We start from the raw sequence: 23,075 nt of genomic DNA, 5'->3' as shown, positions 1-23,075 counted from the left end.
CCACGCATAAAATGGGAGGAAACCACATGCGTCTTGCGAAAACCTTGGCCTCGGCACTTGCGCTGGCGGCAGTTTCGGCGGTGCCCGTCGCCGCAAAAGACCTCAACAGCGTCGGCATCTCGGTCGGCCTGTTGGGCAACCCGTTCTTCGTTGCCACCATCAAGGGCATCGAGGACGCGGCCAAGAAGATCAATCCGAACGTGCAGGTGACCTCGGTTTCGGCCGATTACGACCTGAACAAGCAGGTCGGCCAGATCGACAGCTTCATCGCGGCGGGCGTCGACATCATCATGCTGAACGCGGTTGATGCTGCAGCCATTGCGCCCGCGGTGAAACGAGCACGGGATGCCGGCGTCGTCGTCGCGGCCTTCGACGTGTCGGCCCCCGGTTCGGACGTGACCGTGATGACCGACAACGTCATGGCCGGCACCAAGGCCTGCGACTACATCACGGAACATCTGGGCGGCAAAGGCAATGTGGTCATCGTGAACGGCCCGGCCTCGTCCTCGATCCTTGACCGGGTCAAGGGCTGCAAGGAGGCCTTTGCCAAGCACCCCGACATCAAGGTGCTGTCGGATGATCAGAACGCTCAGGGTTCGCGCGATGGCGGTCTGAATGTCGGCCAGAACCTGCTGACCCGCTTCGATAAGATCGATGGCGTCTTTGCCATCAACGATCCGACCGCGATCGGCTTTGCGCTGGCCGCGAAACAGGCCGGTCGCAGTGAGTTCATCATCACCGCGGTTGACGGGGCGCCCGATATCGAGGGCGAACTGAAATCGGGTGACGGGCTGATCAAGGCCTCGGCCTCGCAGGACCCCTATACCATGGCGGGTCAGGCGCTGGATCTGGGCTACAAGGTGCTTCAGGGCGAAAAGCCCGAAAAGGACACCGTCCTGCTTGAGCCCGAGTTGATCACCAAGGACAATATCGAAGGCTACAAGGGCTGGACCTCGCCCCGCTAAGCCAAAAGGTCGCGCGGAGAAATCCGCGCGACCGCTTCCGGAATTTTTCAAGGCGCTCCCATGACTGACGAAACCCTTCGCGCTGCCGTTCTGCAGGCCAATCTGGACACCGTGCGATACGGGCTGGTGCTGTCGACCTTTGGCAATGCCAGTGGCATCGACCGCGAAACGGGGCGCATCCTGATCAAGCCCAGCGGCGTGCCCTATGACAGCCTGACGCCCGAGGACATGGTGCCCTGCGATCTGGACGGGCGGGCGCTGGACAACCGGCTGCGGCCTTCGTCGGATCTGGCGACGCATGCGGTGCTTTACCGCGAATTTCCGGGCATCGGGGCCGTGATCCACACCCATTCCACCTATGCCACGATCATGGCTCAGGCCCGCCGCCCGATCCCGGCTTTGGGCACGACCCATGCCGATTATTTCTACGGCACGATCCCGGTGACACGCGATCTGACCCCCGACGAGATTTCCGAGGACTACGTCCTGAATACCGGCAAGGTCATCGTCGAGACATTCGCGGGTATCGACCCGCTGAGCATTCCCGCCGTGCTGGTTGCCGGGCATGGCCCCTTCGTCTGGGGGCGCACCCCCGATGAAGCCGTCCATAACGCCGTGATCCTCGAAGAGGTGGCGCGCACGGCTTGGCATGTCATGGCGCTGAACCCGGAGCCGCAGCCGATCTCGCAGGCGCTGCTGGATCGTCATTATCTGCGCAAGCATGGTGCGCAGGCGACTTACGGACAAGGAAACTAGGCGATGATCGTTGCCGGTGTCGATTTCGGCACGCTCAGCGTGCGCGTGACCCTGATGGAAACCAAGACAGGTGCGACGCTGGCGGGCGCGACCGCGGGCTATCCGTTGAAACGCAGCGCGGCCGACCCGCTTCTGGGGGCGCAGGCCCATGCCGACCACATGACCGCCTTGGCAGCCGCCATGCGCGAGGCGATTGCCAAGGCCGGTATCGACGGCAGGCATGTTGCCGCGCTGGCCTGCGACACGACAGGCTCAAGCGTGGTGATGGTGGACGCTGACCTGCAACCGCTGGCCGATTACTACCTGTGGTGCGATCACCGGGCCCATCACGAGGCCGCCGAGATCACCGCGCTTGGCCGGGCCGAAGGGCTTGAGGCGCTGAACTGGTGCGGTGGCACCTATTCCCATGAATGGGGCTATGCCAAGGTCCTGCATTTCCTGCGCCACAATCCAGACCTGCGGGACCGTTTCGCGACCGCGCTGGAACATTGCGACATGGTGGCGGCGACGCTTTGCGGCATCACCGATCTGCACGAACTGCCGCGCAGCATCTGCGCTGCCGGTCACAAATGGATGTATGGCGCGCGCTGGGGTGGTCTGCCGCCGCAGGATTTCCTCAGCCGCGTTGATCCGTTGTTTGACGGCATCAATGACCGACTCGCGGGCCGCCACGTGACCTCGGATGCGATTGCCGGGCATTTGTCGGCGGAATGGGCCGAGAAGCTTGGCCTCAGCGCCGGCATCCCGATCCCGGTGGGCGCATTCGATGCGCATTGGGACGCGATCGGGGCAGGGGCGCGACCCGGCGATATCGTGAACGTGGTCGGGACATCGACCTGCATCATCGGCATGGGACCCGAGGGCTTTCCGCCGGTGCCTGGTCTTTGCGGCGTCGTGCCGGGCAGCGTGTTGCCCGGCTGGACCGGGATCGAGGCCGGGCAATCCGCCACCGGCGACGTGTTCGAGGCGATCGCCCGGCGTGCCGGCAGCGATGTCGCGACGCTGTGCGAAGGGCTGGAATCCGTGCCACCGGGCGGCAGCGGGCTGATGCGGCTGAACTGGGACAATGGCGATCGCACGGTTCTGGTCCGCTCGGACCTTGGCGCCGTCACGCTGGGCTGGGACCTCAACCACACCGCCGCCGATGAAATGCATGCGGCCATCGAGGGCATGGCCATGCATGTGCGCATCGTCACCGAGCGCATCGAAAGCGGCGGGGCCCCAACCGCGCGCATCGTCAATGCGGGCGGCATTCCGCAAAAGAATGCCGTCCTGAACCAGATCTATGCGGATGTGCTCAATCGCGAGGTGCATGTGCCCGCGACCTCGCCCGTAGGCACTGGTTCCTGCATCTTTGCCGCCGTGGCGGCGGGCGCTTTCGAAAGCTTCGAGGCCGCCCAGCAGGTGCTATGCCCGCCCAGTCGTGTCTTTAGCCCCCGCCCGGAAGCCCGCCTTGGCTATGATGCGCTGTTCGCGCTGTTCCGCGAACTCTATTTCGGCTTTGGCGAGGGCAGGCCCGTTGATCTGGGTGCGGTGCTGCCGCAACTCCGCGCAAATCGTCTGGCCGGAACTGCGCGGATCTGACCGGTCTCAGACCCGCGCGGCATCAAAGCGTGGCGGCCTCGACCTTCCAGATATCGGCCATATAGCCCCGGATCGTGCGGTCGGACGAGAAGAAGCCCGATCGCGCGATGTTCAGGGCGGCCATCCGGTCCCAGTCGCGGGCATCGCGATAGGCGGCGTCGACCTTGCGCTGGCAGGCGAAGTAGCTGGCGAAATCCGAGGCGACCAAGAAGGGGTCGTCGTTCCATGTCCGGTCGAGCAACGAGAAGTAATGCTCGGCCCGGCCGAAGCGCCCCTCGGCGATCAGTTGCAGGGCAATCTTCATGTCTTCGCTTTTTTCGATGGCGGCGCGGGCATGGCCGGGCTTGGCCTTCTCGGTGGCGGCCTCGTCGGCGGTCAGGCCGAACAGGAAGAAGTTCTCGGGTCCGACCTGCTCGCGGATTTCGACATTGGCACCGTCCAGCGTGCCGATGGTAAGGGCGCCGTTCATGGTGAATTTCATGTTGCCGGTGCCCGAGGCCTCTTTGCCGGCGGTCGAGATCTGCTCGGACAGGTCGGCGGCGGGGATCAGATGCTCGGCCATCGAGACGTTGTAATTCGGCGGATAGGCGATCTGCAGATAGGGCGCGGTCACCGGGTCCTTGTTGATGGTTGCGGCCACGTCATTGATCAGGTGGATGATCGACTTGGCCATCCAATAGCCCGGCGCGGCCTTGCCGCCAAAGATCTTCAGGCGTGGCGTCCAGTCGCCGTTCGGGGATTCGTGGATGCGGTGCCATAGTGCGATCGCCTCAAGGATGTTCAGAAGCTGGCGCTTGTATTCGTGCATACGCTTGACCTGCACATCGAAAATCGCATCCGGGTCGGCCTTGATCCCCAGCCCGGCCAGCAGCCCGTTCGACAGCGCCACCTTGTTCAGGCGTTTGGCGGCGCGCAGGGCGTGAAGGAAGGCGGGGTCATCGGCATGGGCCTCAAGCCCTTTGAGCTGATCCAGATCGCCGGTCCAGCCGGTGCCGATGGACTGGTCGAGCAGCTTCGCCAAGGGCGGATTCGCCATGCGCAGCCAGCGCCGCGGGGTCACGCCGTTCGTTTCATTGACGATGCGGTCGGGATGCAGCTTGTGCAGATCGGAAAAGACCGTGCTGCGGACAAGGTCGGTATGCAGCGCCGAAACCCCGTTCACCTTGCCCGCCATGATGAAGGCCAGCTCCCCCATCAGCACCTGATCATGTTGCAGGATGCTGACATGGGTGGGGCGGCCTGTCGTCGCGCGATGCTCGGCGTCGATCATCTCGATGATCTGCAGGTGGCGGGGCAGAACATGGCCCATCAGCCAGGTCGACCAGCGCTCGAGCGCCTCGGGCAGCAGGGTGTGGTTGGTGTAGTTTAGCGTCCGCCGGGCAAGGCCAAGGGCCTCGGTGAAGCCGAAGCCGTGCTCATCCATCAGGATGCGGATCAGTTCGGGGCCAGCGATGGCGGGGTGGGTGTCGTTCAGCTGGATGGCGACCTTATCGGGCAGGTGGGCCAGATCCTCGCCATGCTCGGCGACGAAGCGGCGGATGATGTCCTGCAGCGCGGCCGAGGTCAGGAAATACTCCTGTTTCAGCCGCAGCTCCTTGCCGCTTTCGGTGGTGTCGTCGGGATAAAGCACGCGCGAGAGGGTGCGGGCCAAGGCCTCGGGCTCGGCGGCGGCGGCATAGTCGCCCGCATTGAAGCGATGCAGGTCGAACAGGTTCGTCGGCTGCGCGCCCCACAGGCGCAGGGTATTGGCCCAGTTCCCCTCCCAGCCGATGACCGGCGTATCATAGGCCCGCGCGATGACGCTTTCGCCGGGCCTCCAGACGCTTTTGCCGTCGACGGTCTCGACATGGCCCTTGAAGCCGACCGTGTAGCTGTAATCGACCCGGACGAATTCCCATGGATGGGGCTGGTTCAGCCAGTCCTCGGGGGCCTCGACCTGTTGGCCGCCCTCGAAGCGCTGGCGGAACAGGCCGTGTTCGTAGCGGATGCCATAGCCAAAGGCGGGGACGCCAAGGCTGGACAAAGATTCCATGAAACAGGCTGCAAGCCGGCCAAGGCCGCCATTCCCCAGCGCGGCATCCGGTTCGTCCTCAAGGATCTCGGTGCGGTCCAGACCCAGCGTGGCCAGCGCCTGATCCATCTGCGCATCAAGACCCAGATTGATGATCGCGTCGCCCAAGATTCGGCCGATCAGAAACTCCATCGACAGGTAATAGACCCGCTTCAGCTTGCCATCGCGCGATGCGCGGTGCCCGGCCATCCAAGGCGTGACGATCAGGTCGCGGATGGTGTAGCTGACCGCCAGCCGCCAGTCGAAGACCGTGGCGAATTCCGGCCCCCGGCCCTGAGTATGCGTGAGGTGATGGAGGATCTGCTCGGACAGGTCTTGCGCGGTAGGAAGCTGGGACAATTCTGGCCTCATGGCTGAGAGGAAGACAGATCGCGCGGGCAGCAGCCCGTATCTTGGTGGCAGCTTTCCGGGGCATTGCCTAGCAAGGCGTGGGCCGGGGCTGGGCTGGGTCGCATATTGCCCGGATTTTGATGTGATTGCCCGCCAATGAGGCCCCTTCATTACCGCCCCGGCGCATCGGAAAGGACAAAGGCCACCACACTGTCGGCGGCGACGGTCTCGGTGTCGCGGGCGGGTTCGTCCACCGGGCCAAAGCGGCTGCTGTCAAGCTGCCTGCGCCAATTGCCGCGCTGGCTGGTATCGGGCAGGTGCACTTCGGTCTGGGGTCCGGCGTTCAGGACCAGAAAGACCGCACCGCGCAAGGCGGCATATTCTGGCGTGCCCGATGCCATGCGCATTTCCGCCGCGACAAGGCGCAACTCTGGGTCGGACCAGTCCTCGACCCGCATTGGTTGACCATCGGCGCGGCGCCAGAACAGGTCGGGAATGCCGTCCTGTTCGCGGGCATGACTGTGCAGGAACCGCTTCTGCCGCAGGATAGGATGGGCCTTGCGAAAGGCGACAACCCGCTGGCAAAACTCAAGGAAACCGGCATCGGCATCGTCCCAGTCGATCCAGCCGATCGGGTTGTCCTGACAATAGGCATTGTTGTTGCCCTGCTGGCTGTTGCCCAGTTCGTCCCCGGCAAGGATCATCGGCGTGCCTTGCGACAGCAGCAACGTCGCCATCAGGTTGCGACGGCGGCGGGCGCGGCGCTCGGTGATGTCGGGGTCACTGCTCGGCCCCTCGACCCCGCAATTGTCGGACAGGTTGTGGTCGTGGCCGTCGCGATTGTCTTCGCCATTGGCCTCGTTGTGCTTCTGGTCGTAGCTGACCGTATCCATCAGCGTGAAGCCGTCATGCGCGGCGATGAAATTGACCGAGGCGGTTGCCGCCCGCCCGTCATGGTCAAAGCGCGCCGCCGATCCGGCGATGCGCTTGGCCAGCTTGCCGATCAGCCCCGGATCGCCCCGCCAAAAGCCGCGGATCTGGTCGCGGAAACGGTCGTTCCATTCGGCGAAGGGGGCAGGGTAGTTGCCCAGCTGATAGCCGCCCTCGCCGATGTCCCATGGCTCGGCGATCAGCTTGACGCGGTTCAGGACCGGGTCCTGCCGCACCGCGCGAAAGAAGGACCCGTCCCGGTCAAAGACCCCATGCGAGCGGCCCAGAACCGAACACAAATCAAAACGGAAGCCGTCGACATGCATGACCTGAACCCAGTAGCGCAGCGAATCCATCACCAGCCGCAGCGCGAAGGGGTTATCAAGGTCCAGCACGTTTCCCGTGCCTGCGTCGTTGACGTAGAAGCGGCGATCCTCGGCCAGACGGTAATAGGCGGCATTGTCGAGGCCGCGAAAAGACAGGGTGGGGCCGCGTTCGTTGCCTTCGGCGGTGTGGTTATAGACCACGTCGAGGATCACCTCGATCCCGGCCTGATGGAAGCGCGAGACCATCTGCTGGAACTCGGCAATGTCACCGTCGCGCATGTAACGTGGCTCGGGGGCGAAGAAGCCATAGGACATGTAGCCCCAGTAGTTCCGCAGGCCCTTCTCGACCAGAAAGGCGTCATCGGTGAAGGCTTGGACGGGCATCAGTTCGATCGCGGTGATGCCAAGGCGGGTCAAGTGGTCAAGGATCGGGTCCGAGGCCATGGCCAGAAAGGTACCACGATCGGGAATGTCGGCGCGCGCTGCCGTCAGGCCCTTCACATGGGCCTCATAGATGATGGTCTCGGTCAGGGGAAGGCGCGGGGGGAAGTCGTTGCCCCATGAATAGCTGGGATCGATCACCACCGAGCGCGGCATGAAGGGAGCGCTGTCGCGCGGATCAAAGCTAAGATCGGCACTGGGGTCGCGGGTCTTGTAGCCGAAGATCGCGTCATGCTGGATCGGGCTGCCGGTCAGGCGCTTGGCATAGGGGTCGATCAGCAGTTTGTTGGGGTTGAAGCGATGGCCCTCTCGCGGCTTGTAGGGGCCATGCACGCGATAGCCATATTGCTGCCCCGGCCGCAGCCCCGAGATATAGCCGTGCCAGACGTGGCCGTCGCGCTCGGGCAGGTCCAGCCGGGTCTCGCGGCCCTTGGCGTCGAACAGGCACAGCACCACCCGCTCTCCATGCTGCGAGAACAGCGCGAAATTCACCCCGGCCCCATCGAAGGTCGCACCCAGCGGCGAGGCGTATCCGGCAGTGATCGCGTGTCCTGCGGTCATTTTCCGGCCGCCAGCCGGTGATAGAGCCGGGCGTATTCCCGCGCCGACTGGTCCCAGCCGACCGGCTGGCTCATGGCGTTACGTTGCATTCGGGCCCAGATCTTGGGCTGGGCGTAGAGGTCGCAAAGATGCGCCAGCGCGTTCCTGAGTGCCTCGACCGTGACCGGGGCGAATTGCAGCCCGGTCGCCACACCCTGCGCCATCGCGGCGGGTGAGGCATTGATCACCGTATCGGCCAGTCCCCCGGTCAGCGCCACCAGCGGCAGCGTGCCGTAGCGCAGCCCGTAAAGCTGGGTCAGGCCGCAGGGCTCGAAGCGCGAGGGGACAAGGATCGCGTCGCCCCCCGCCATCATGCGATGCGACAGGCCCTCATCATAGCCAATGCGGACGGCGACATTCGGGTCCTGCCCGGCGGCATTGCGAAAGGCATTTTCAAGCTCGCGTTCGCCCGAACCCAGCAGCGCCAGTTGCCCACCGCGTGCGGTCAGGGCGGGCAGGGCCTCCAGCAGCAGGTCCAGCCCCTTCTGAAAGGTCATGCGCGAGACGACGATGCAAAGCGGTCCGGCGGCCTCGGGCAGGCCGAATTCGGCGCGTAGGGCGGCCTTGTTCGCCAGCTTGCCCGCGGGCTTCTCATAGGGCGTGACCAGCGGGTCTTTGGTCGGGTTCCAGACCTCATGATCGATGCCGTTCAGGATGCCGCTGAGATCGTCGCGGCGATGGCGCATCACCCCGTCCATGCCCATGCCGAATTCCGGCGTCATCAGTTCCTCGGCATAGCGGGGCGAGACGGTGGTCAGTGCATCGGCCCCGACCAGCCCGGCCTTCAGCGCCGAGATCATGCCCCAATACTCAAAGCCGTCATGGGTGAAGCGCGACGGGTCCAGCCGCAGCGCGCCCAGACGATCCGCGCCGACATTGCCGTGGAAGGCGATGTTGTGGATGGTCAGCACGGTTCGGATCGCGGGGGCATCCATACCGCGCAGATATTCGGTCATCAGCCCTGCCTGCCAATCATGGCCATGCAGGATCTGCGGGTGCCAATCCCCGGCACCATGCGCCGCCACATGGGCCGCGACCCATGACAGCGCGGCGAAGCGTTCGGGATTATCGTGCCAGTCGGTGCCGTCCGGCGCGTGATAGGGACCGCCCGCCCGATCATAAAGATGCGGGGCGTCGATCACCAACAGGTCCAGCCCCGCAGCCATGCCCGCAAGCAGCCGTGCGGGCCCGCCGAACAGATCGTCGAAATCGATGACCGGTGCCACGTCCTCCAGCGCCGCCATGACAGCGGGATAGCCGGGCAGCAGGACGCGCATCTCGACGCCCTCGGCGGCCAGCGCGCGGGGCAGGGCACCAGTGACATCTGCCAGTCCACCGGTCTTGACCAGCGGCGCGCATTCCGAGGCGACGGACAGAACCCGCATCAAAGGCTTGCCGCCCGCTTGTCCAGCATGTCCTGCGTGATCAGCGTCACCCCGCGAGGGCTGACGCGGAACCACTTGGCATCCTCCAGCGGGTCCTCGCCCACGACCAGCCCCTCGGGGATCACCACGCCCCGGTCGATCACCACCTTGCGCAACCGGGCCGAGCGATGGACCGTGACATAGGGCAGCACCACCGCGTAATCCAGAACGGCATAGCTGTTGGTATGGACCTCGGTGAACAGAAGTGAGTTGCGGATCTCGGTCCCCGAGACGATGCAGCCGCCCGAGACCATCGAGGAGATCGCGACGCCGCGCCGGTCCTTTTCGTCATGGATGAACTTGGCCGGGGGCACGCTGATCGCATTGGTCCAGACCGGCCATTCCCGGTCCCACAGGTTCAGCTCGGGGACGAAATCGGTCAGGTCGATATTGGCCTGCCAGAAGGCGTCGATGGTGCCGACATCCTTCCAATAGGCGGGCGCGCCTTCGTCCCGAACGCAGGAGACATCGAAGCGATGTGCCATCGCCTTGCCCTTGGCGACGATGTCCGGGATCAGGTCATTGCCGAAATCATGGCTGGAATTCGGGTCCTCGGCATCCTTCAGCAGCAGGTCGCGCAGGAAGGCCCAGTTGAAGACATAGATCCCCATCGAGGCCAGCGCATGTTTGGGATCGCCCGGCATGGCGGGGGGATCCTTCGGCTTCTCAAGAAAGGACGTGATGCGCCCGGTTTCATCCACCGCCATGACGCCAAAGGCGCTGGCCTCGGCCAGAGGCACGGTCAGGCAGCCGATGGTCACGTCCGCGCCGCTTTGGACGTGCTGGCGCAGCATGATCTCGTAATCCATCTTGTAGATGTGGTCGCCCGCCAGAATGATGATGTGATCGACATCGTAGCTGTCGACGATGTCGATGTTCTGGGTCACGGCGTCCGCCGTGCCGCGATACCAATGTTCGTCCGAGGTACGCTGCGAGGCGGGCAGGATATCCAGAAACTCATTGCGTTCGGCGCGAAAGAAGCTCCAGCCGCGGTGGCAATGCCGGATCAGGCTATGGGCCTTGTATTGCGTGGCGATGGCGATCTTGCGGATGCCGGAATTGACCGCGTTCGACAGGGCGAAATCGATGATCCGGGTCTTGCCGCCGAAATAGACGGCGGGTTTCACGCGGCGGTCGGTCAATTCGTGAAGTCTGCTGCCGCGCCCACCGGCCAGCACGAAGGCCATTGCCCGGCGTGTCAGTCGCCCGTTCTCGACCATTGAACAATCCTCCCCAATTCCCTGATAAACATCACTCTTCGGCTATCAGCACCACAACCGAAAGCGGCGGCAGGGTCACGCTGGCCGAGGCCGGTTGGCCGTCCAACGATTTCGCCTCGGCCGTGACACCGCCAAGGTTGCCCTGACCGCTGCCACCATAGATCGTGGCATCGGTATTGATGGCCTCGCGCCAAGCGCCTGCGTGGGGCAGGCCGATGCGGAAGCCGTGGCGCGGCACCGGCGTCATGTTGCACAGCACCGCGACCGGCGGATGTCCCGCCCCGCCAAGGCGCAGATAGGCAAGGATCGACTGCTCGGCATCGCTGCGCAGCCACTGGAACCCCTCGGCTTCAGCATCCAGCAGATGCAGCGCGGGCGTGTCGCGGTAAAGGTGGTTCAGATCGCGCACCAGTCGGCTCAGGCCCGCATTCAGCGGTCGTGCGGCGGCCTGCCAGTTCAGCTCACCATTATGGTTCCATTCCTCGGGCTGACCGAATTCGCAGCCCATGAACAGCAGTTTCTTGCCGGGATGGGTCCACATGAAGCCGTAATAGGTCCGCAGATTGGCAAATTGCTGCCATTCGTCGCCCGGCATCTTGCGCAGCATGCTGCCCTTGCCATGCACCACCTCATCATGGCTGATCGGCAGCACGAAGTTTTCGGAAAAGGCATACATCAACCCGAAGGTCATCTGGTCGTGATGGTATTTGCGATGGATCGGCGCGCGGGACATGTAGCGCAGAGTGTCGTTCATCCAACCCATGTTCCATTTGTAGCCAAAGCCAAGGCCGCCCGCATCGACCGGGGCCGAGACCTTGGGAAACGAGGTGCTTTCCTCGGCCACGGTCATGATGCCGGGGGCCTCGGCGTAAGCGGCGATGTTCATGTCCTGCAGGAAGGCGATGGCCTCATAATTCTCGCGCCCGCCATCCTTGTTCGGGACCCATTGGCCGGGCTTTCTGGAATAGTCGCGGTAAAGCATCGAGGCCACCGCATCCACCCGCAGCCCGTCGACGTGATATTCCTGAAGCCAATAGACGGCATTGGCGATGAGGTAGTTTTTGACCTCGGTCCTGCCGTAATTGTAGATCAGCGTGTTCCAATCCTGATGGAAGCCTTCGCGCGGGTCGGCATGTTCATAAAGCGCGGTGCCATCAAAGCGGACAAGGCCATGCGCATCCGTCGGGAAATGTCCGGGCACCCAGTCCAGCAGCACGCCCAGCCCGGCTTGATGCGCGGCATCGACCAGATCGCGGAATTCATGCGGCGGGCCGAAGCGGATGGTCGGCGCGTAAAGGCCGACCGGCTGATAGCCCCATGACCCGTCAAAGGGAAATTCGCTGACCGGCAGAAGCTCAAGATGGGTAAAGCCCATCTCGACCGCATAGGCGACCAGTTCCTTGGCGAGTTCCTTGTACGAAAGATACCGTCCACCTTCGTCACGCTTGCGCCGCCAACTGCCCAGATGCACTTCGTAGATCGAGATCGGCGCGCCGCGGTCCTGCGCCTTTGCCCGTCGGTCCATCCAAGCAGCGTCATGCCAGCCATAGCCCGCGATGTCGCGCACCATGCTGGCCTTTTCCGGCGGGTGCTGGCTGCCAAAGCCCACGGGATCGGCCTTCAGGATCAGGTCGCCCTGCGCATCCAGGATTTCGAATTTGTAAAGCGCGCCTTCGCCGATGCCGGGCAGGAAGATCTCCCAGATGCCGCTGCCGTCGCATCGGCGCATGACATGGCGCCGCCCGTCCCAATTGTTGAAATCGCCGACCACCGAGACCCGCCGGGCATTGGGCGCCCAGACCGCGAAATGTGTGCCGGACGCGTCCTCATGCGTCCTGATATGCGCGCCAAGTGCTTGCCACAGGCGATGATGCGTCCCTTCGCCGATCAGATGCAGGTCGATCTCGCCCAAGATAGGGCCGAAGCGATAGGGGTCCTCGAATTCCCATTCCCGACCCGCGCCGTCCTGCGCCCGCAAGCGGTAGGGACCGGGCGGGATCGGGCCGGAAAACACATCCCCCTTGAGGCGTGGCAATTCCTGCGGCCCGTCGGCGCAGATCGCATGCACCGCCGCAAGGTCGGGATGAAAGACGGTCAGCCGCCGTGCTGCGTCGGTCACATGCGGACCAAGGATGCGAAATGCGTCGCCGCATCGCCCCTGTTGCAGGGCGATCATGTCGTCATTGCTTGGAACTGTAGGCGATTTCAGCTTTCCCATTGCGATCACTCTAGCAAGGCCGAAGATTCGGGCAATCCACTCAGACAATTAGACAAGATGTTTTGCGCAACGGCCGTGTCATGTTTCAGTGGCGGCAGGATCCGGGATGAAAAAGAGGGCAGAGATGGCGGAGTGGTGGCGCGATGCGGTGATCTATCAGATCTATCCGCGCAGTTTTCAGGACAGCGACGGCAACGGCATCGGCGACCTGCGCGGGATCACCCGACGGTTGGATCATGTCGCGGGCTTGGGCGCGGATGCGATCTGGCTGTCGCCGATCTTCACCTCGCCGATGAAGGACATGGGTTATGATGTGTCGGATTACACGGGTATCGACCCGGTCTTTGGCAGCCTTGACGACTTCGATGCGCTGATCGCGCGGGCGCATGAACTGGGCCTGAAGGTCATCATCGATCAGGTGATCAGCCATTCCAGCGACCAGCATCCGTGGTTCGTCGAAAGCCGCAAGGACCGCACAAACCCCAAGGCCGACTGGTATGTCTGGGCCGATCCCAGACCGGACGGGACGCCGCCCAACAACTGGCCCTCGGTCTTTGGCGGCCCGGCTTGGGAGTGGGAACCGCGTCGGCGGCAATATTACCTGCATAATTTCCTGAACGAGCAGCCCGACCTGAACATGTGGAACCCCGACGTGCAGCAGGCGCTGCTGGACGCGATGCGCTTCTGGCTGGAACGCGGCGTGGACGGGTTCCGGCTGGACACGGTGAATTACTACTTCCACGACAAGGAGTTGCGCGACAATCCTGCGAACCGCAAGCATACCGGCCCCGACACCTACGGCTTCCAACGCCATATCCATTCGAAAAACCAGCCCGAGAACATCGCATTTCTGCAGCGCCTGCGCGCGCTGACCGATCAATATGACGACCGGATGATGGTGGGCGAGGTGGGCGATGGCGGTCAGGCCGCGATCGACATCATGGCCGAATATACCGCCGGTTCAGGGCGGCTGCACATGTGCTACTCATTCGAGATGCTCAGCCCGGAATTCACGGCAAAGCACTTTCGCCGGGTCATCGAGGGCGTCCGCGATGGCGCGCCGGACGGGCATTCCTGCTGGAGCTTCTCGAATCACGATGTCGTGCGTCATGTCACCCGCTGGGCTGAATACGGCGTCGGGTCATCGGAACTGGCGCAGCAAGCCATCGCAATGCTGGTCTCGTTCCCCGGCACCATCTGCCTTTATCAGGGCGAGGAGCTCGGCCAGACCGAGACCGAGCTGCTTTACGAGGAACTGACCGATCCGCAGGCATTGCGCTTCTGGCCCGAGATCCGGGGCAGGGACGGCTGCCGCACACCGATGGTCTGGGAAAAATCGGCGCCCAATGCGGGTTTCTCGACCGCGCGTCCCTGGCTGCCAGTCAAGCCCGAGCAGGCGGCCCGGGCGGTGGATACCCAATCCGCCGATCCCGACAGCGTGTTGTCAGCCTATCGGGCCACCTTGGCGTTTCGCAGGTCGCAACCGGCGCTGCGCTGGGGCGAGATCGAATTCATTCGCACCCGCGAACCACTTCTGGCCTTTCGCCGCAGGTTCGAAGGGCAGGAGGTGACCTGCGTTTTCAACCTGTCGAAGATGCCAGCGCAGTTTGTCGCGGGCGAAGGCACACGCCTTCTTGGACCATCCCGCGCCACATTGGACAAGAAGCGGTTGAAGCTGCCCGGCAATGGTTTCGCCTGGCTTGAGCCAGGGGAGGACATGTAGCGCTCGGGTTATTGTATCGGCATAGAGCCTCGAAAGCGAAAGTACTCCCGGGGTGAAACCTGTTTGCTCAAGCTGGCCTACATTTCACACCGGCCAGTTTCGTATCCGTGGTGTGTAACCGTCTCCTGACAATGCCGCGCCGGATGTGCCACGAACAACCGGGAGAGTATGAATGTCATTGGAGCGTCTCTGACTGCTTCAAGGCACCGCCACTGTTCTGGCAACATTCTTCCCGCCTAGCCTTCCCGGACGCGCGGTCCAGATCGCGCCGTCTTCGATCTCTCCGGTGGGCTGGCGATCTATGTTCAGCCGATCGATGCCTGACTTAAACTTGCCGTCGACCAGATCAACCAGAAGGGCGGGCTGCTGGGGCAGCAGATCGAGGTCAGACCCGCAATCGAGCATCTGGCTTTACACCCAATACCGTACCGAGGCTGCGACCGCGTTGCAGGCAGTAGCTGAAATCACCCCCGGAAACTGTCCAAGGATCGGGGCGTAGCTCACTTTGTGCTTCTTCCACTCTTTCGTTAGGCACGAGAGCCTGGCGCAACAGGGGTTGGTTGCCGTCCAGAGTCTTTTGACGCCGCCCCATTTACGAACAAGTGCCATGCGCGCTCAAACCAGATCGTTCGGTTCTCTTCCGTGGACAGTGTCGTCCCTCCCATGAGGGCTTCGTTGCTGGGTCCCAGCACGACGGCCGCGATCAACTGCCGCGCCATGAATTCCGGATCGGGTGCACAGAGTTCGCCTGCCTCATGTGCCTTTGACACCGCATCGGCAAGCAAGGGCGTGAACCGATCATCGCCGACAAGAGGCCGGGCGCGCATTGCCTCGATCAAGGCCTCGCGCTGCAACGCCAGCAACTCCTCGTCCAGATTGGCATCCAGAAACCAGCGTGCCAGATGCTTGACGCGCGCGAGCGGCGCTGCGGGGCTCGCGGCATCGGCTTCGTTGAACCAGGCCAGGGCGCGCTGGCGCGCCTTGTCGGCGATACAGGCAAACAGCGCCTCCTTGGTGGGGTAGCGGCGATAGAGCGTGTCCTTGCCAATGCCGCAGGCGTCGATCACCTGCTCCATCGTGGTGGCTGCGAAGCCTTGAGTGACGAACAGGTCCCGCGCGGCAGTCTCGATCTCGGAGGCGATGCGTTCGGAATCCTCTTTGGTCGGCCTTCCGCTGCGGGTGGTGCGCCGAGTCGTGGTCGTCATGTCTGTCCGAACTTTCTCTAGGTCGCCGGTATTATGGGCAAAATTACCGGATCTCTTCAACCACTGGGAATTGTTAAGTGAATTAATCAGAAAATATCTGGACGTAAACGTCCCGTTATTGCTAAAGCGGCGCCAAGCGAATTTTGGAGATCCCGCATGAAACGCAAGGCCGCAGCATTGAGCACCGCAATGGGCATCGTGGCTTCGGCCGCGGCTGCACAGGTGGTGAAGCTTGACACCATCGTGCTCGAAGCCGACGTGGCGGAGACCGCAAGCTCATACGCCCTGCCTGAAATGCGTTCAGCGACAAAGACCGATACGCCGGTGGTCGAGACTCCGCAGGCCCTGACGGTGGTGACGCGCAAGCAGTTCGACGACCAGAATACCCAGACGGTGGGTCAGGCGTTGCGCTATACATCGGGCGTGCTGTCGGAAATCGACGCCTCGACACGTTATGACAGCGTCTTCCTGCGCGGCTTTGGCGGTTTTGGCACCTCGTCGCAATTCGTGGGCTTTCTTGATGGATTGCGTCTGCCGCGGGGTCAGGGATTTGCGCAATCCGCGATCGATCCTTTCCTGCTTGACCGAGTGGACGTGCTGAAGGGCCCCTCGGCGCTGCTCTATGGCCAGTCGGGTCCGGGCGGGCTGGTGAACATGGTAAGTCGCAGCCCCGATGGCAGCACCGGAGGCGAGGCTCGTCTGGAATTCGGCAACCATGACCGCGTTCAGGCCGGTTTCGCCCAGCAAGGCGTGCTGGATGAAGAAGGGACCCTGCAATACAGTGTCTCTGCCATGGGTCGGGTTGCGGGATCGCGCTACGATCATGTCGACGAAGACCGTTTCGCAATCGCGCCCAACCTTGTCTGGACGCCCAGCGATCAGACACGCTTGACCGTCGGTGCCTATTGGCAAAAAGACCCGGAAGGCGGCTATTTCAACTCGATCTATCCGACCCAATTGGCCCCGGAATTCGCGGGCGATCTGGACCGCGATCTGAATGTCGGCGACCCGAATTTCGACTCATTCGAGCGCGAGCAATGGGGCGTCTATGCCGGGATCGAGCATCTGATTTCGCCCTCGCTGACCCTGCGTTCGAAACTGCGTTTCAGCGGTGTCGATGCGGATATGCAGGGCATCCAGATGGCTGCGCCGATTTCCCCCGAGGGTGTTCTGACCCGTCTCGCCGTCCGTTCGCATGAGGAAGTGCGCGGCTTTGCCTGGGACAGCAATCTGGAATACGGGCTTCGGACCGGGGCCGCCGAGCATCGCCTGCTGGCCGGGGTCGATTTGCAATGGAACGAAAGCGACTGGCAATACGAATACACGCTTGCGCCGCCGCTTGACGTGACCAACCCGGTCTATGCGGGCGTGTCGGGTCCGTTCTTCCCGCTGACTGACAGCAAGCAGACCGTCCGCCAGAACGGGGTATACCTCTCGGACCAGATCACCATGGGTCGCCTGCATGCCGTTCTGGGCGCGCGCTACGACTGGATCGAGACGGAAAGCGAGAACCGCCTTGCCGGAGCCACGACCAAGCAGGACAGCGAGGCTGCTTCGTATCGCGCGGCGCTGCTTTACCATTTCGACAATGGGGCCGCCCCCTATCTTAGCTATGCGACCTCGTTCGAGCCGGTGATCGGCGTCGATGCAGCGGGCCAACCCTTTGAGCCGACCCGCGCCAAGCAATGGGAGTTGGGCCTGAAATACCAGCCTCAGGACGTCGAGGCGCTGTTTACCGTCGCCGCCTTCGACATCCGGCAGGAAAACGTCCTGACCCCAGGCGAGATGCCGGGCTTCTCGCAGCAGACCGGCGAGATCCGCTCGCGCGGGCTGGAGTTCGAGGCGCGTGGTCAGGTGACGCCACAGCTTGAAGTCATTGCCGCCTATACGCTGCTTGATACCGAAATCGCCCGCACGACCGTTCCCGGCGTCGAGGGCAACCGCCCGCAGGCCGTGCCCGAGCATTTCGGCTCGATCTGGCTCAACTATGCCTTTGCCGGCGCGATGGAAGGGTTCGAGCTGGGCGGCGGCGTCCGCATGGTTGGTTCCAGCTATGGCGACGATGCCAATGAGCTGAAATCCGATGGCTACACGCTGGTCGATCTTGCCATGCGGCAAGATATTGGCGCGACGAACCCCGCTTTGGAAGGGCTAGAGGCCACGCTGAACGTGCGCAACCTGCTGGATGAGACCTATTACTCCAGCTGCAGCTACAACTTCTATTGCCAATACGGAGAGGGCCGCACGATCACCGCGGGTCTGCGCAAGACATGGTGACGCGGCGCACGGTTCTGGGGCTGGGGACGGCGCTTGTCGCGGCCCCTCGTTTTGTCTGGGCCGGGGGCATTCAGGCGACGGATGTGCTTGGCAATGCCATCTCGCTGCCAAAAGCGCCCGAGCGGATCATCTTGCTTGACGCGACGGACCTGCTGACCATGGCGGCCCTGCTGCCCGATCCGGGGGCGCGCGTCGTGGGCATGGCCAGCGCCGCACGGCTGGATCTGGGGCTGCTGACCCCGAAATTCGTCGGCCAAATCCCCGAGGTGGGGCAGCTGTCGCCGGATACGGTCTCGGTCGAGGGGATCATCGGGTTGAAACCCGATCTGGTGGTCGCCAGCGCCTATATGCTGCCGCCCGAGGGATCGCTGCTGGTCCAGCACCTGCAAGCGGCGGGCATCCCGGTCGCCTGGACCAGCGGGCATGACGGTGCATTGCCCGCAGCCGAACAGTTGACCCGCGCCATGGGCTTCTGGGGCGCGGTCCTGCAACGACAGGATCGGGCGGCGGAACTGACCCGGTTCGGCCTGTCGCGTCTGGATGCGGTCCGGGCTTGCGCGCAGGGCGCTGACCGGCCGCGAGTCTATATGGAGATCATGTCCACCTTTGACGATTGCTGCTGGTCTGCCGGGCGGGCCTTTTGGGGCGATCTGATCGGCATGGCCGGGGGTGACCTGATCGCCAGCTCCGACGGTTGGAGCGCGAAGCTATCGACCGAAGGATTGCTTGCCCAGCAACCGCAGGTCTATGTCGCCACCGGGGCAGGCTTCGCGCCGGATATGCAGCCGGGAATCGGGCCGGGGCTGGACCCCGCAAAGGGCCGCGAAGGATTGCGCAGGGCGGCCATGTGCCCGGCCATTGCCGGATCGGCGGCGCTGCGTGACGGGCGCGTCCACGGCATCTGGTCCGGGCTGATCACCTCGCCGCTGCTGGTCCCGGTTCTGGCCGAATGCCTGGGCAAATGGCTGCAACCCGGTAGCTGTGCCGCGCTGGACCCGGAAAAGACGCTGGCTGCGCTGAACGCCTATCTGGTCCATCCGTTGCCGGGGCCGCTCTGGCTCTCACTCGGAGACGACTGATGCAGGCCCATGCCAGGATCGCTTTCCCAGCCGTCGAAGACTATTTTCAGACCATCCTCGACGCGCTCGACGCCCATATGTTGCCCACCCGCCGCATCGGCCCGCATGAGGCCGTGGCTGGCACACAGGACGAAATCCACCTGTGCATTCAGGACGGCCGTTTGGACGTGGACATCCGCTCGGATGACCCGGCTCAGCTCAATTCGATGCGTTACTCGGTCACCAGCCTAATCGATTTCAACGCGCGCGAGGCGGCTTTGACCATCGCGTGGCAGGGCGACATGGCGGGCGACACGCTGCCCGCCGAATTGCAGGTGCTGCATGTCGTTGGGACCGAGACCCTTGGCCCCAATTTCCGCCGCATCTGGTTCACGGGTGCGGACCTTGCCCGCTACGACACGGTCGCGCAGCTGCATTGCCGGCTTCTTTTCAAGCGGGGACGAGGGGTGCCCGAAGCATGGCCGATGATGACGGATGCGGGTCGCATCCGGTGGCCCGAGGGTCGCGCCCTGCTGGATACCCGCCTGTTCACCATCCGCCATGTCGATCTGGCAGGGGTGCGGCTGGCGGTGGATTTCCACCTTGGCAGCCATGCTGGCCCCGCGACCGACTGGGCACGCGGGGCCCAGCCCGGCGACGGCGTGGGCTTCATCGGCCCGGCCGCGCAGGGCTTGGTCGAGGCCGAGTTCCACGTCTTTGCGGGCGATGAAACCGGCCTGCCGGGCATCGCCAGATGCCTCGCCGCACTTGGGCCGGAGACAAAGGGGGCCGCCCTGATCGAAATCGACGGCCCGCAGGACGAGCAGATCATCTGGGCACCGCCGGGCTGTGATATCCGCTGGCTCCATCGGCAGGGTGCTCCTGCAGGCACGACCCGCCTGCTTGCCGATGCCTTCGCCAATATAGACTGGCCGCAGGATCTTGCCCGGGCGGCCTTCTGGTGCGGTGCCGAAAGAGATGCATTCGTGGAATTGTCGCGCGCAGCCCGCGCGCTGGGGTTGCCCCGTGACAGGATCACCGGCTACGCCCATTGGCGTCGCGGCATGAGCGAGCCGGAAATCGCCGCCGCGGGAAGCAGCGCCATCCGCGAATGAGGCATTGAGCAAGCTGGCCAGCACCTGCCCACGCCTTTCCCTTGGTAAAGATAAAGGTCACATCACGCGCGCTGCACTCACCGGCAGCTTTCAGACTGCATCCAGACGCGCCCGCTATAAATGCGAAGATCCCCCGCCACCGGCAGCAATCCGCCCGGCTGGATCGTGCCCCTCAGCTTTTTACTGCGCACCGCCTGAGTGACCGGTCCACGCATCGCAGCTGATCTGACCTCATTTGCCGCGCTGGTCGAGGCGGTCAGGGGAAGCGCAGGCTGGGCCGTGCTGCCTGATTTCATCGCCCGTCCCGCAGGGCTCGTGCCGGGACTGATTGACCTGCCGCCCCTCGCGCCGAATCTATGGCTTCGGGCCATGAACAGGCTCTGGCCCTGTAGGGTCCAGTGGGTGAGAGATTCTGTTGCCGCTACGCTGACGCCAAGATTTTCTGCCTGAGCATCGCAGGATGAACGGCAGCAAGGACCGTCACGCTGCAGACCCAGAATGTCCGCCCGGTCACCCGGGCCTGTCAAAGCAGAGCGGCCCCGAAGGGCCGCCCGAAGATTACGCCTGATGGTCAGTCAGGATCATGTCGGCGGCCTTTTCGGCCACCATGATCGTCGGTGCATTGGTATTCCCCGCCATGACGAAGGGGAAAATCGACGCATCCGCGACGCGCAACCCTTCGATCCCGCGCACACGCAGCTTCGGATCGACCACTGCCGCCTCGTCCACACCCATTTTGCAGGTGCCGTTCTGGTGGTGATAGGACATCACCGCCGAGCGGGCGTAATCCGCAAGCTGCTCGTCGCTTTGTACCTCCGCACCGGGATAGATCTCGCGCCCGCGCCATTCGTCCAAAGCCGATTGCTTCGCGATCTCGCGCATCTGCTTGATCGAGCGGACCAGGATATCGACGTCATATTGTGTCTGCAGCACCTGCGGATCTATCTGCATGACGTCATCCGGATCGGCCGAGGTCAGGCGGATCGCACCGCGCGAGGTCGGACGCACCCCCGATGCCATCAGGCTGAACCCGTTCATCGTCGGCTTCTCTTGTTCGGGCGCGTAATAGGGCACGAAGAAGAACAGCGGCTGCATGTCGATGCCCGGCAGTTCCGGATCGGACTTGGCGAAAAGATGCGCGTGCAAAGGCGTGATCGTCAGATCCGTGGGAGCGGGCAGTTCCTTGGCACCCTCATAGATCACCGGGCAAAGCGTGTGGTCATGCAGATTCTTGCCGACGCCCGGCAGGTCCAGCTTCACCGGAACACCGATTTTCTCAAGCTCCTCCTTGGCACCGATTCCGGACAGCATCAGGATGCGCGGGCTTTCGACTGCCCCGCCCGAGACCACAACCTCGCGCGCGGCCGCGACTGTATGCAGCTTGCCGTCTTGCATATAGGTCACGCCGGTCGCGCGATTGCCCTCGATCTCGACGCGGTGGACGCGAGCATTGGTAATCAGCGTCAGGTTCGGACGCTCCAGCGCCGGGCGCAGGAAGGCCACCGCGGTCGAGGCGCGCTTACCGTCCTTGGTGTTCAGATCGACATAGGCGACGCCGTCCTGTGCCCGGCCGTTGGTATCGTCGTTATATGTGTGGCCAGCCTGGATGGCGGCCTCGACGATGGCCTTGGTGACCGGATGCGGTTCGTAATCCGCGGTCACATGCAAAGGTCCTCCCGCACCGTGGAACTCATCCTCGCCGCGCGAGAAATCCTCGGATTTTCGGAAATAGGGCAGGACCGATGCATAATCCCAACCCTCGCAGCCGAATTCATTGGCCCACTGATCGTAGTCCGAGGCATTGCCACGAACATAGATCATGCCGTTCAGCGAGGAGGAGCCGCCCAGTGTCTTGCCACGTGGCCAGTAAAGCACGCGGTCATGGGCATGCTGCTGAGGCACGGTGCCATAGCCCCAGTCGTATTCGGTTCCCCAAAGCTCGATCAGGCGCATCGGCGTCGAAATCATCTCGCTGCTGTCGGGTCCACCCGCCTCGATCAGCAAGACCGAAGCACCATTCGCCGACAGTCGGTTCGCCAACACACACCCTGCCGAGCCCGCGCCGCAGATAACATAGTCGTAGGATTTTTCCGTCGCATCGGCAGGGTTCACGCTGGCACCCCACAATCCGCCGCCAAGGCTAAGAACGCCCGAAGCCACGGCAGTGCGCCCAATGAAGCCGCGCCGGCTCATCCCTTTTTCTGTGCTGTCCCTCGTCATCCGTTCCTCCTGCGATTGACACTCTGCGGCCTGCGGCAGGATGGGACGGGGGCAGGTCTTGAGTCTTGGTTCATCGCGCCAACTGGATTGGCCGTGCGCGCCAGTCTGAGCGTGGGGTCACCCCTGCTTTCAAATAATCAAAAAACAGTCGGAGCGACGCCAGCTTTGCGAGGTACTGGCGGGAGACAGCAAGTGCTTCTGGCCAATCCGGACACGGCAAGCGTTTTTCCCTGCTCCGCTATCAAGATGCATGTCACGGACATACGTGTCACGGTGATGCGGGTCCTATCGCCGACGACCAGCACCGCTCATCACGCTGCCATGATCGAACCTGTCGGCGCGGTCATGTGATATGGCGCAGTCGGCATCGCGCTCGTCGATGCTGGCGAGCGCCGACGATAGATCTGCGAGGTAGACCACTAGGCGTTGCATTTCCTCGTGCGGTTTCAGGTAGCGGTCGGCATGGCATTCGCTGCGAAAACCCAACTCGTCGGTGATCAGGTCATGGCGGATGGCGGTCCTGCATGAGAGTGCGCGGCATTCTGTGTGTGGCTGATTGGGTCCATGCTTCTTGAGGGGGGCAAGGGCGATGACAGAACGAACTGCTGGACG

The 23,075-nt window shown here is 63.4% G+C and carries 14 protein-coding genes; 7 read left to right on the top strand and 7 right to left on the bottom strand.

The window, feature by feature from the left end; all coding sequences use genetic code 11:
* The first annotated feature begins 26 nt into the window (after positions 1 to 26).
* The 3 genes from IB235_RS17420 to IB235_RS17410 are packed head-to-tail and all read left to right on the top strand — an operon-like array spanning position 27 to position 3,305.
* On the top strand, positions 27 to 965 hold the full coding sequence (locus IB235_RS17420) for an ABC transporter substrate-binding protein (protein ID WP_192337769.1): 939 nt from the start codon (positions 27 to 29) through the stop codon (positions 963 to 965).
* 60 nt (positions 966 to 1,025) lie between these two features.
* Positions 1,026 to 1,721, top strand: a complete 696-nt coding sequence (gene araD, locus IB235_RS17415; protein WP_155040546.1) for an L-ribulose-5-phosphate 4-epimerase AraD — start codon at positions 1,026 to 1,028, stop codon at positions 1,719 to 1,721.
* Positions 1,722 to 1,724: 3 nt separating this feature from the next.
* Positions 1,725 to 3,305, top strand: a complete 1,581-nt coding sequence (locus IB235_RS17410) for a ribulokinase (RefSeq protein ID WP_192337768.1) — start codon at positions 1,725 to 1,727, stop codon at positions 3,303 to 3,305.
* 22 nt (positions 3,306 to 3,327) lie between these two features.
* Here IB235_RS17410 and IB235_RS17405 read toward each other — a convergent pair whose 3' ends face one another.
* From IB235_RS17405 to glgB, 5 genes are all read right to left on the bottom strand, one after another.
* On the bottom strand, positions 3,328 to 5,727 hold the full coding sequence (locus IB235_RS17405; RefSeq protein ID WP_192337767.1) for a glycogen/starch/alpha-glucan phosphorylase: 2,400 nt from the start codon (positions 5,725 to 5,727) through the stop codon (positions 3,328 to 3,330).
* A gap of 149 nt (positions 5,728 to 5,876) precedes the next feature.
* Positions 5,877 to 7,964, bottom strand: coding sequence for a glycogen debranching protein GlgX (glgX, locus tag IB235_RS17400; RefSeq protein WP_192337766.1), 2,088 nt, complete (start codon positions 7,962 to 7,964; stop codon positions 5,877 to 5,879).
* Positions 7,961 to 9,391 carry a glycogen synthase GlgA gene (glgA, locus tag IB235_RS17395; RefSeq protein WP_225612428.1) on the bottom strand — a complete coding sequence of 477 codons (1,431 nt, stop codon included), beginning with the start codon at positions 9,389 to 9,391 and terminating at the stop codon, positions 7,961 to 7,963. Before glgA ends, glgX begins: the two co-directional genes overlap by 4 nt.
* On the bottom strand, positions 9,388 to 10,647 hold the full coding sequence (glgC, locus tag IB235_RS17390) for a glucose-1-phosphate adenylyltransferase (protein ID WP_155040541.1): 1,260 nt from the start codon (positions 10,645 to 10,647) through the stop codon (positions 9,388 to 9,390). Before glgC ends, glgA begins: the two co-directional genes overlap by 4 nt.
* A gap of 31 nt (positions 10,648 to 10,678) precedes the next feature.
* Positions 10,679 to 12,823: a 1,4-alpha-glucan branching protein GlgB gene (gene glgB, locus IB235_RS17385; protein ID WP_192337764.1), complete on the bottom strand. Its 2,145-nt coding sequence runs from the start codon at positions 12,821 to 12,823 to the stop codon at positions 10,679 to 10,681.
* Between the two features lie 166 nt (positions 12,824 to 12,989).
* Here glgB and IB235_RS17380 point away from each other — a divergent pair, with 166 nt between their 5' ends.
* On the top strand, positions 12,990 to 14,588 hold the full coding sequence (locus tag IB235_RS17380; RefSeq protein WP_192337822.1) for an alpha-glucosidase family protein: 1,599 nt from the start codon (positions 12,990 to 12,992) through the stop codon (positions 14,586 to 14,588).
* 527 nt (positions 14,589 to 15,115) lie between these two features.
* On the opposite strand, the gene IB235_RS17375 is transcribed toward IB235_RS17380, so the two are convergent.
* On the bottom strand, positions 15,116 to 15,793 hold the full coding sequence (locus tag IB235_RS17375) for a TetR/AcrR family transcriptional regulator (RefSeq protein WP_192337763.1): 678 nt from the start codon (positions 15,791 to 15,793) through the stop codon (positions 15,116 to 15,118).
* Positions 15,794 to 15,949: 156 nt separating this feature from the next.
* Between IB235_RS17375 and IB235_RS17370 the strand changes: the two genes are divergently transcribed.
* The 3 genes from IB235_RS17370 to IB235_RS17360 are packed head-to-tail and all read left to right on the top strand — an operon-like array spanning position 15,950 to position 20,243.
* Positions 15,950 to 18,070: a TonB-dependent siderophore receptor gene (locus IB235_RS17370; RefSeq protein ID WP_192337762.1), complete on the top strand. Its 2,121-nt coding sequence runs from the start codon at positions 15,950 to 15,952 to the stop codon at positions 18,068 to 18,070.
* Positions 18,067 to 19,149 (top strand): ABC transporter substrate-binding protein, encoded by a 1,083-nt coding sequence (locus tag IB235_RS17365; protein WP_192337761.1) that lies wholly within the window; start codon positions 18,067 to 18,069, stop codon positions 19,147 to 19,149. Before IB235_RS17370 ends, IB235_RS17365 begins: the two co-directional genes overlap by 4 nt.
* Positions 19,149 to 20,243, top strand: coding sequence for a siderophore-interacting protein (locus IB235_RS17360; RefSeq protein ID WP_192337760.1), 1,095 nt, complete (start codon positions 19,149 to 19,151; stop codon positions 20,241 to 20,243). Before IB235_RS17365 ends, IB235_RS17360 begins: the two co-directional genes overlap by 1 nt.
* Before the next feature lie 558 nt (positions 20,244 to 20,801).
* On the opposite strand, the gene IB235_RS17355 is transcribed toward IB235_RS17360, so the two are convergent.
* Positions 20,802 to 22,436: a GMC family oxidoreductase gene (locus IB235_RS17355; protein ID WP_192337759.1), complete on the bottom strand. Its 1,635-nt coding sequence runs from the start codon at positions 22,434 to 22,436 to the stop codon at positions 20,802 to 20,804.
* Between the last annotated feature and the right edge of the window lie 639 nt (positions 22,437 to 23,075).

Origin of the sequence: Paracoccus sp. PAR01 (assembly GCF_014851995.1) — a bacterium.
Lineage (GTDB): Bacteria > Pseudomonadota > Alphaproteobacteria > Rhodobacterales > Rhodobacteraceae > Paracoccus > Paracoccus litorisediminis.
The sequence above is the reverse complement of the archived record's forward strand: the minus strand, read 5'-3'. Positions and strand labels throughout refer to the sequence as shown.

Coding starts and splice junctions, on each gene's coding strand:
- IB235_RS17420 (WP_192337769.1), top strand. CDS start 27: ATGCGTCTTGCGAAAACCTTGGCCTCGGCACTTGCGCTGGCGGCAGTT.
- araD (WP_155040546.1), top strand. CDS start 1,026: ATGACTGACGAAACCCTTCGCGCTGCCGTTCTGCAGGCCAATCTGGAC.
- IB235_RS17410 (WP_192337768.1), top strand. CDS start 1,725: ATGATCGTTGCCGGTGTCGATTTCGGCACGCTCAGCGTGCGCGTGACC.
- IB235_RS17405 (WP_192337767.1), bottom strand. CDS start 5,727: ATGAGGCCAGAATTGTCCCAGCTTCCTACCGCGCAAGACCTGTCCGAG.
- glgX (WP_192337766.1), bottom strand. CDS start 7,964: ATGACCGCAGGACACGCGATCACTGCCGGATACGCCTCGCCGCTGGGT.
- glgC (WP_155040541.1), bottom strand. CDS start 10,647: ATGGTCGAGAACGGGCGACTGACACGCCGGGCAATGGCCTTCGTGCTG.
- glgB (WP_192337764.1), bottom strand. CDS start 12,823: ATGATCGCCCTGCAACAGGGGCGATGCGGCGACGCATTTCGCATCCTT.
- IB235_RS17380 (WP_192337822.1), top strand. CDS start 12,990: ATGGCGGAGTGGTGGCGCGATGCGGTGATCTATCAGATCTATCCGCGC.
- IB235_RS17375 (WP_192337763.1), bottom strand. CDS start 15,793: ATGACGACCACGACTCGGCGCACCACCCGCAGCGGAAGGCCGACCAAA.
- IB235_RS17370 (WP_192337762.1), top strand. CDS start 15,950: ATGAAACGCAAGGCCGCAGCATTGAGCACCGCAATGGGCATCGTGGCT.
- IB235_RS17360 (WP_192337760.1), top strand. CDS start 19,149: ATGCAGGCCCATGCCAGGATCGCTTTCCCAGCCGTCGAAGACTATTTT.
- IB235_RS17355 (WP_192337759.1), bottom strand. CDS start 22,436: ATGAGCCGGCGCGGCTTCATTGGGCGCACTGCCGTGGCTTCGGGCGTT.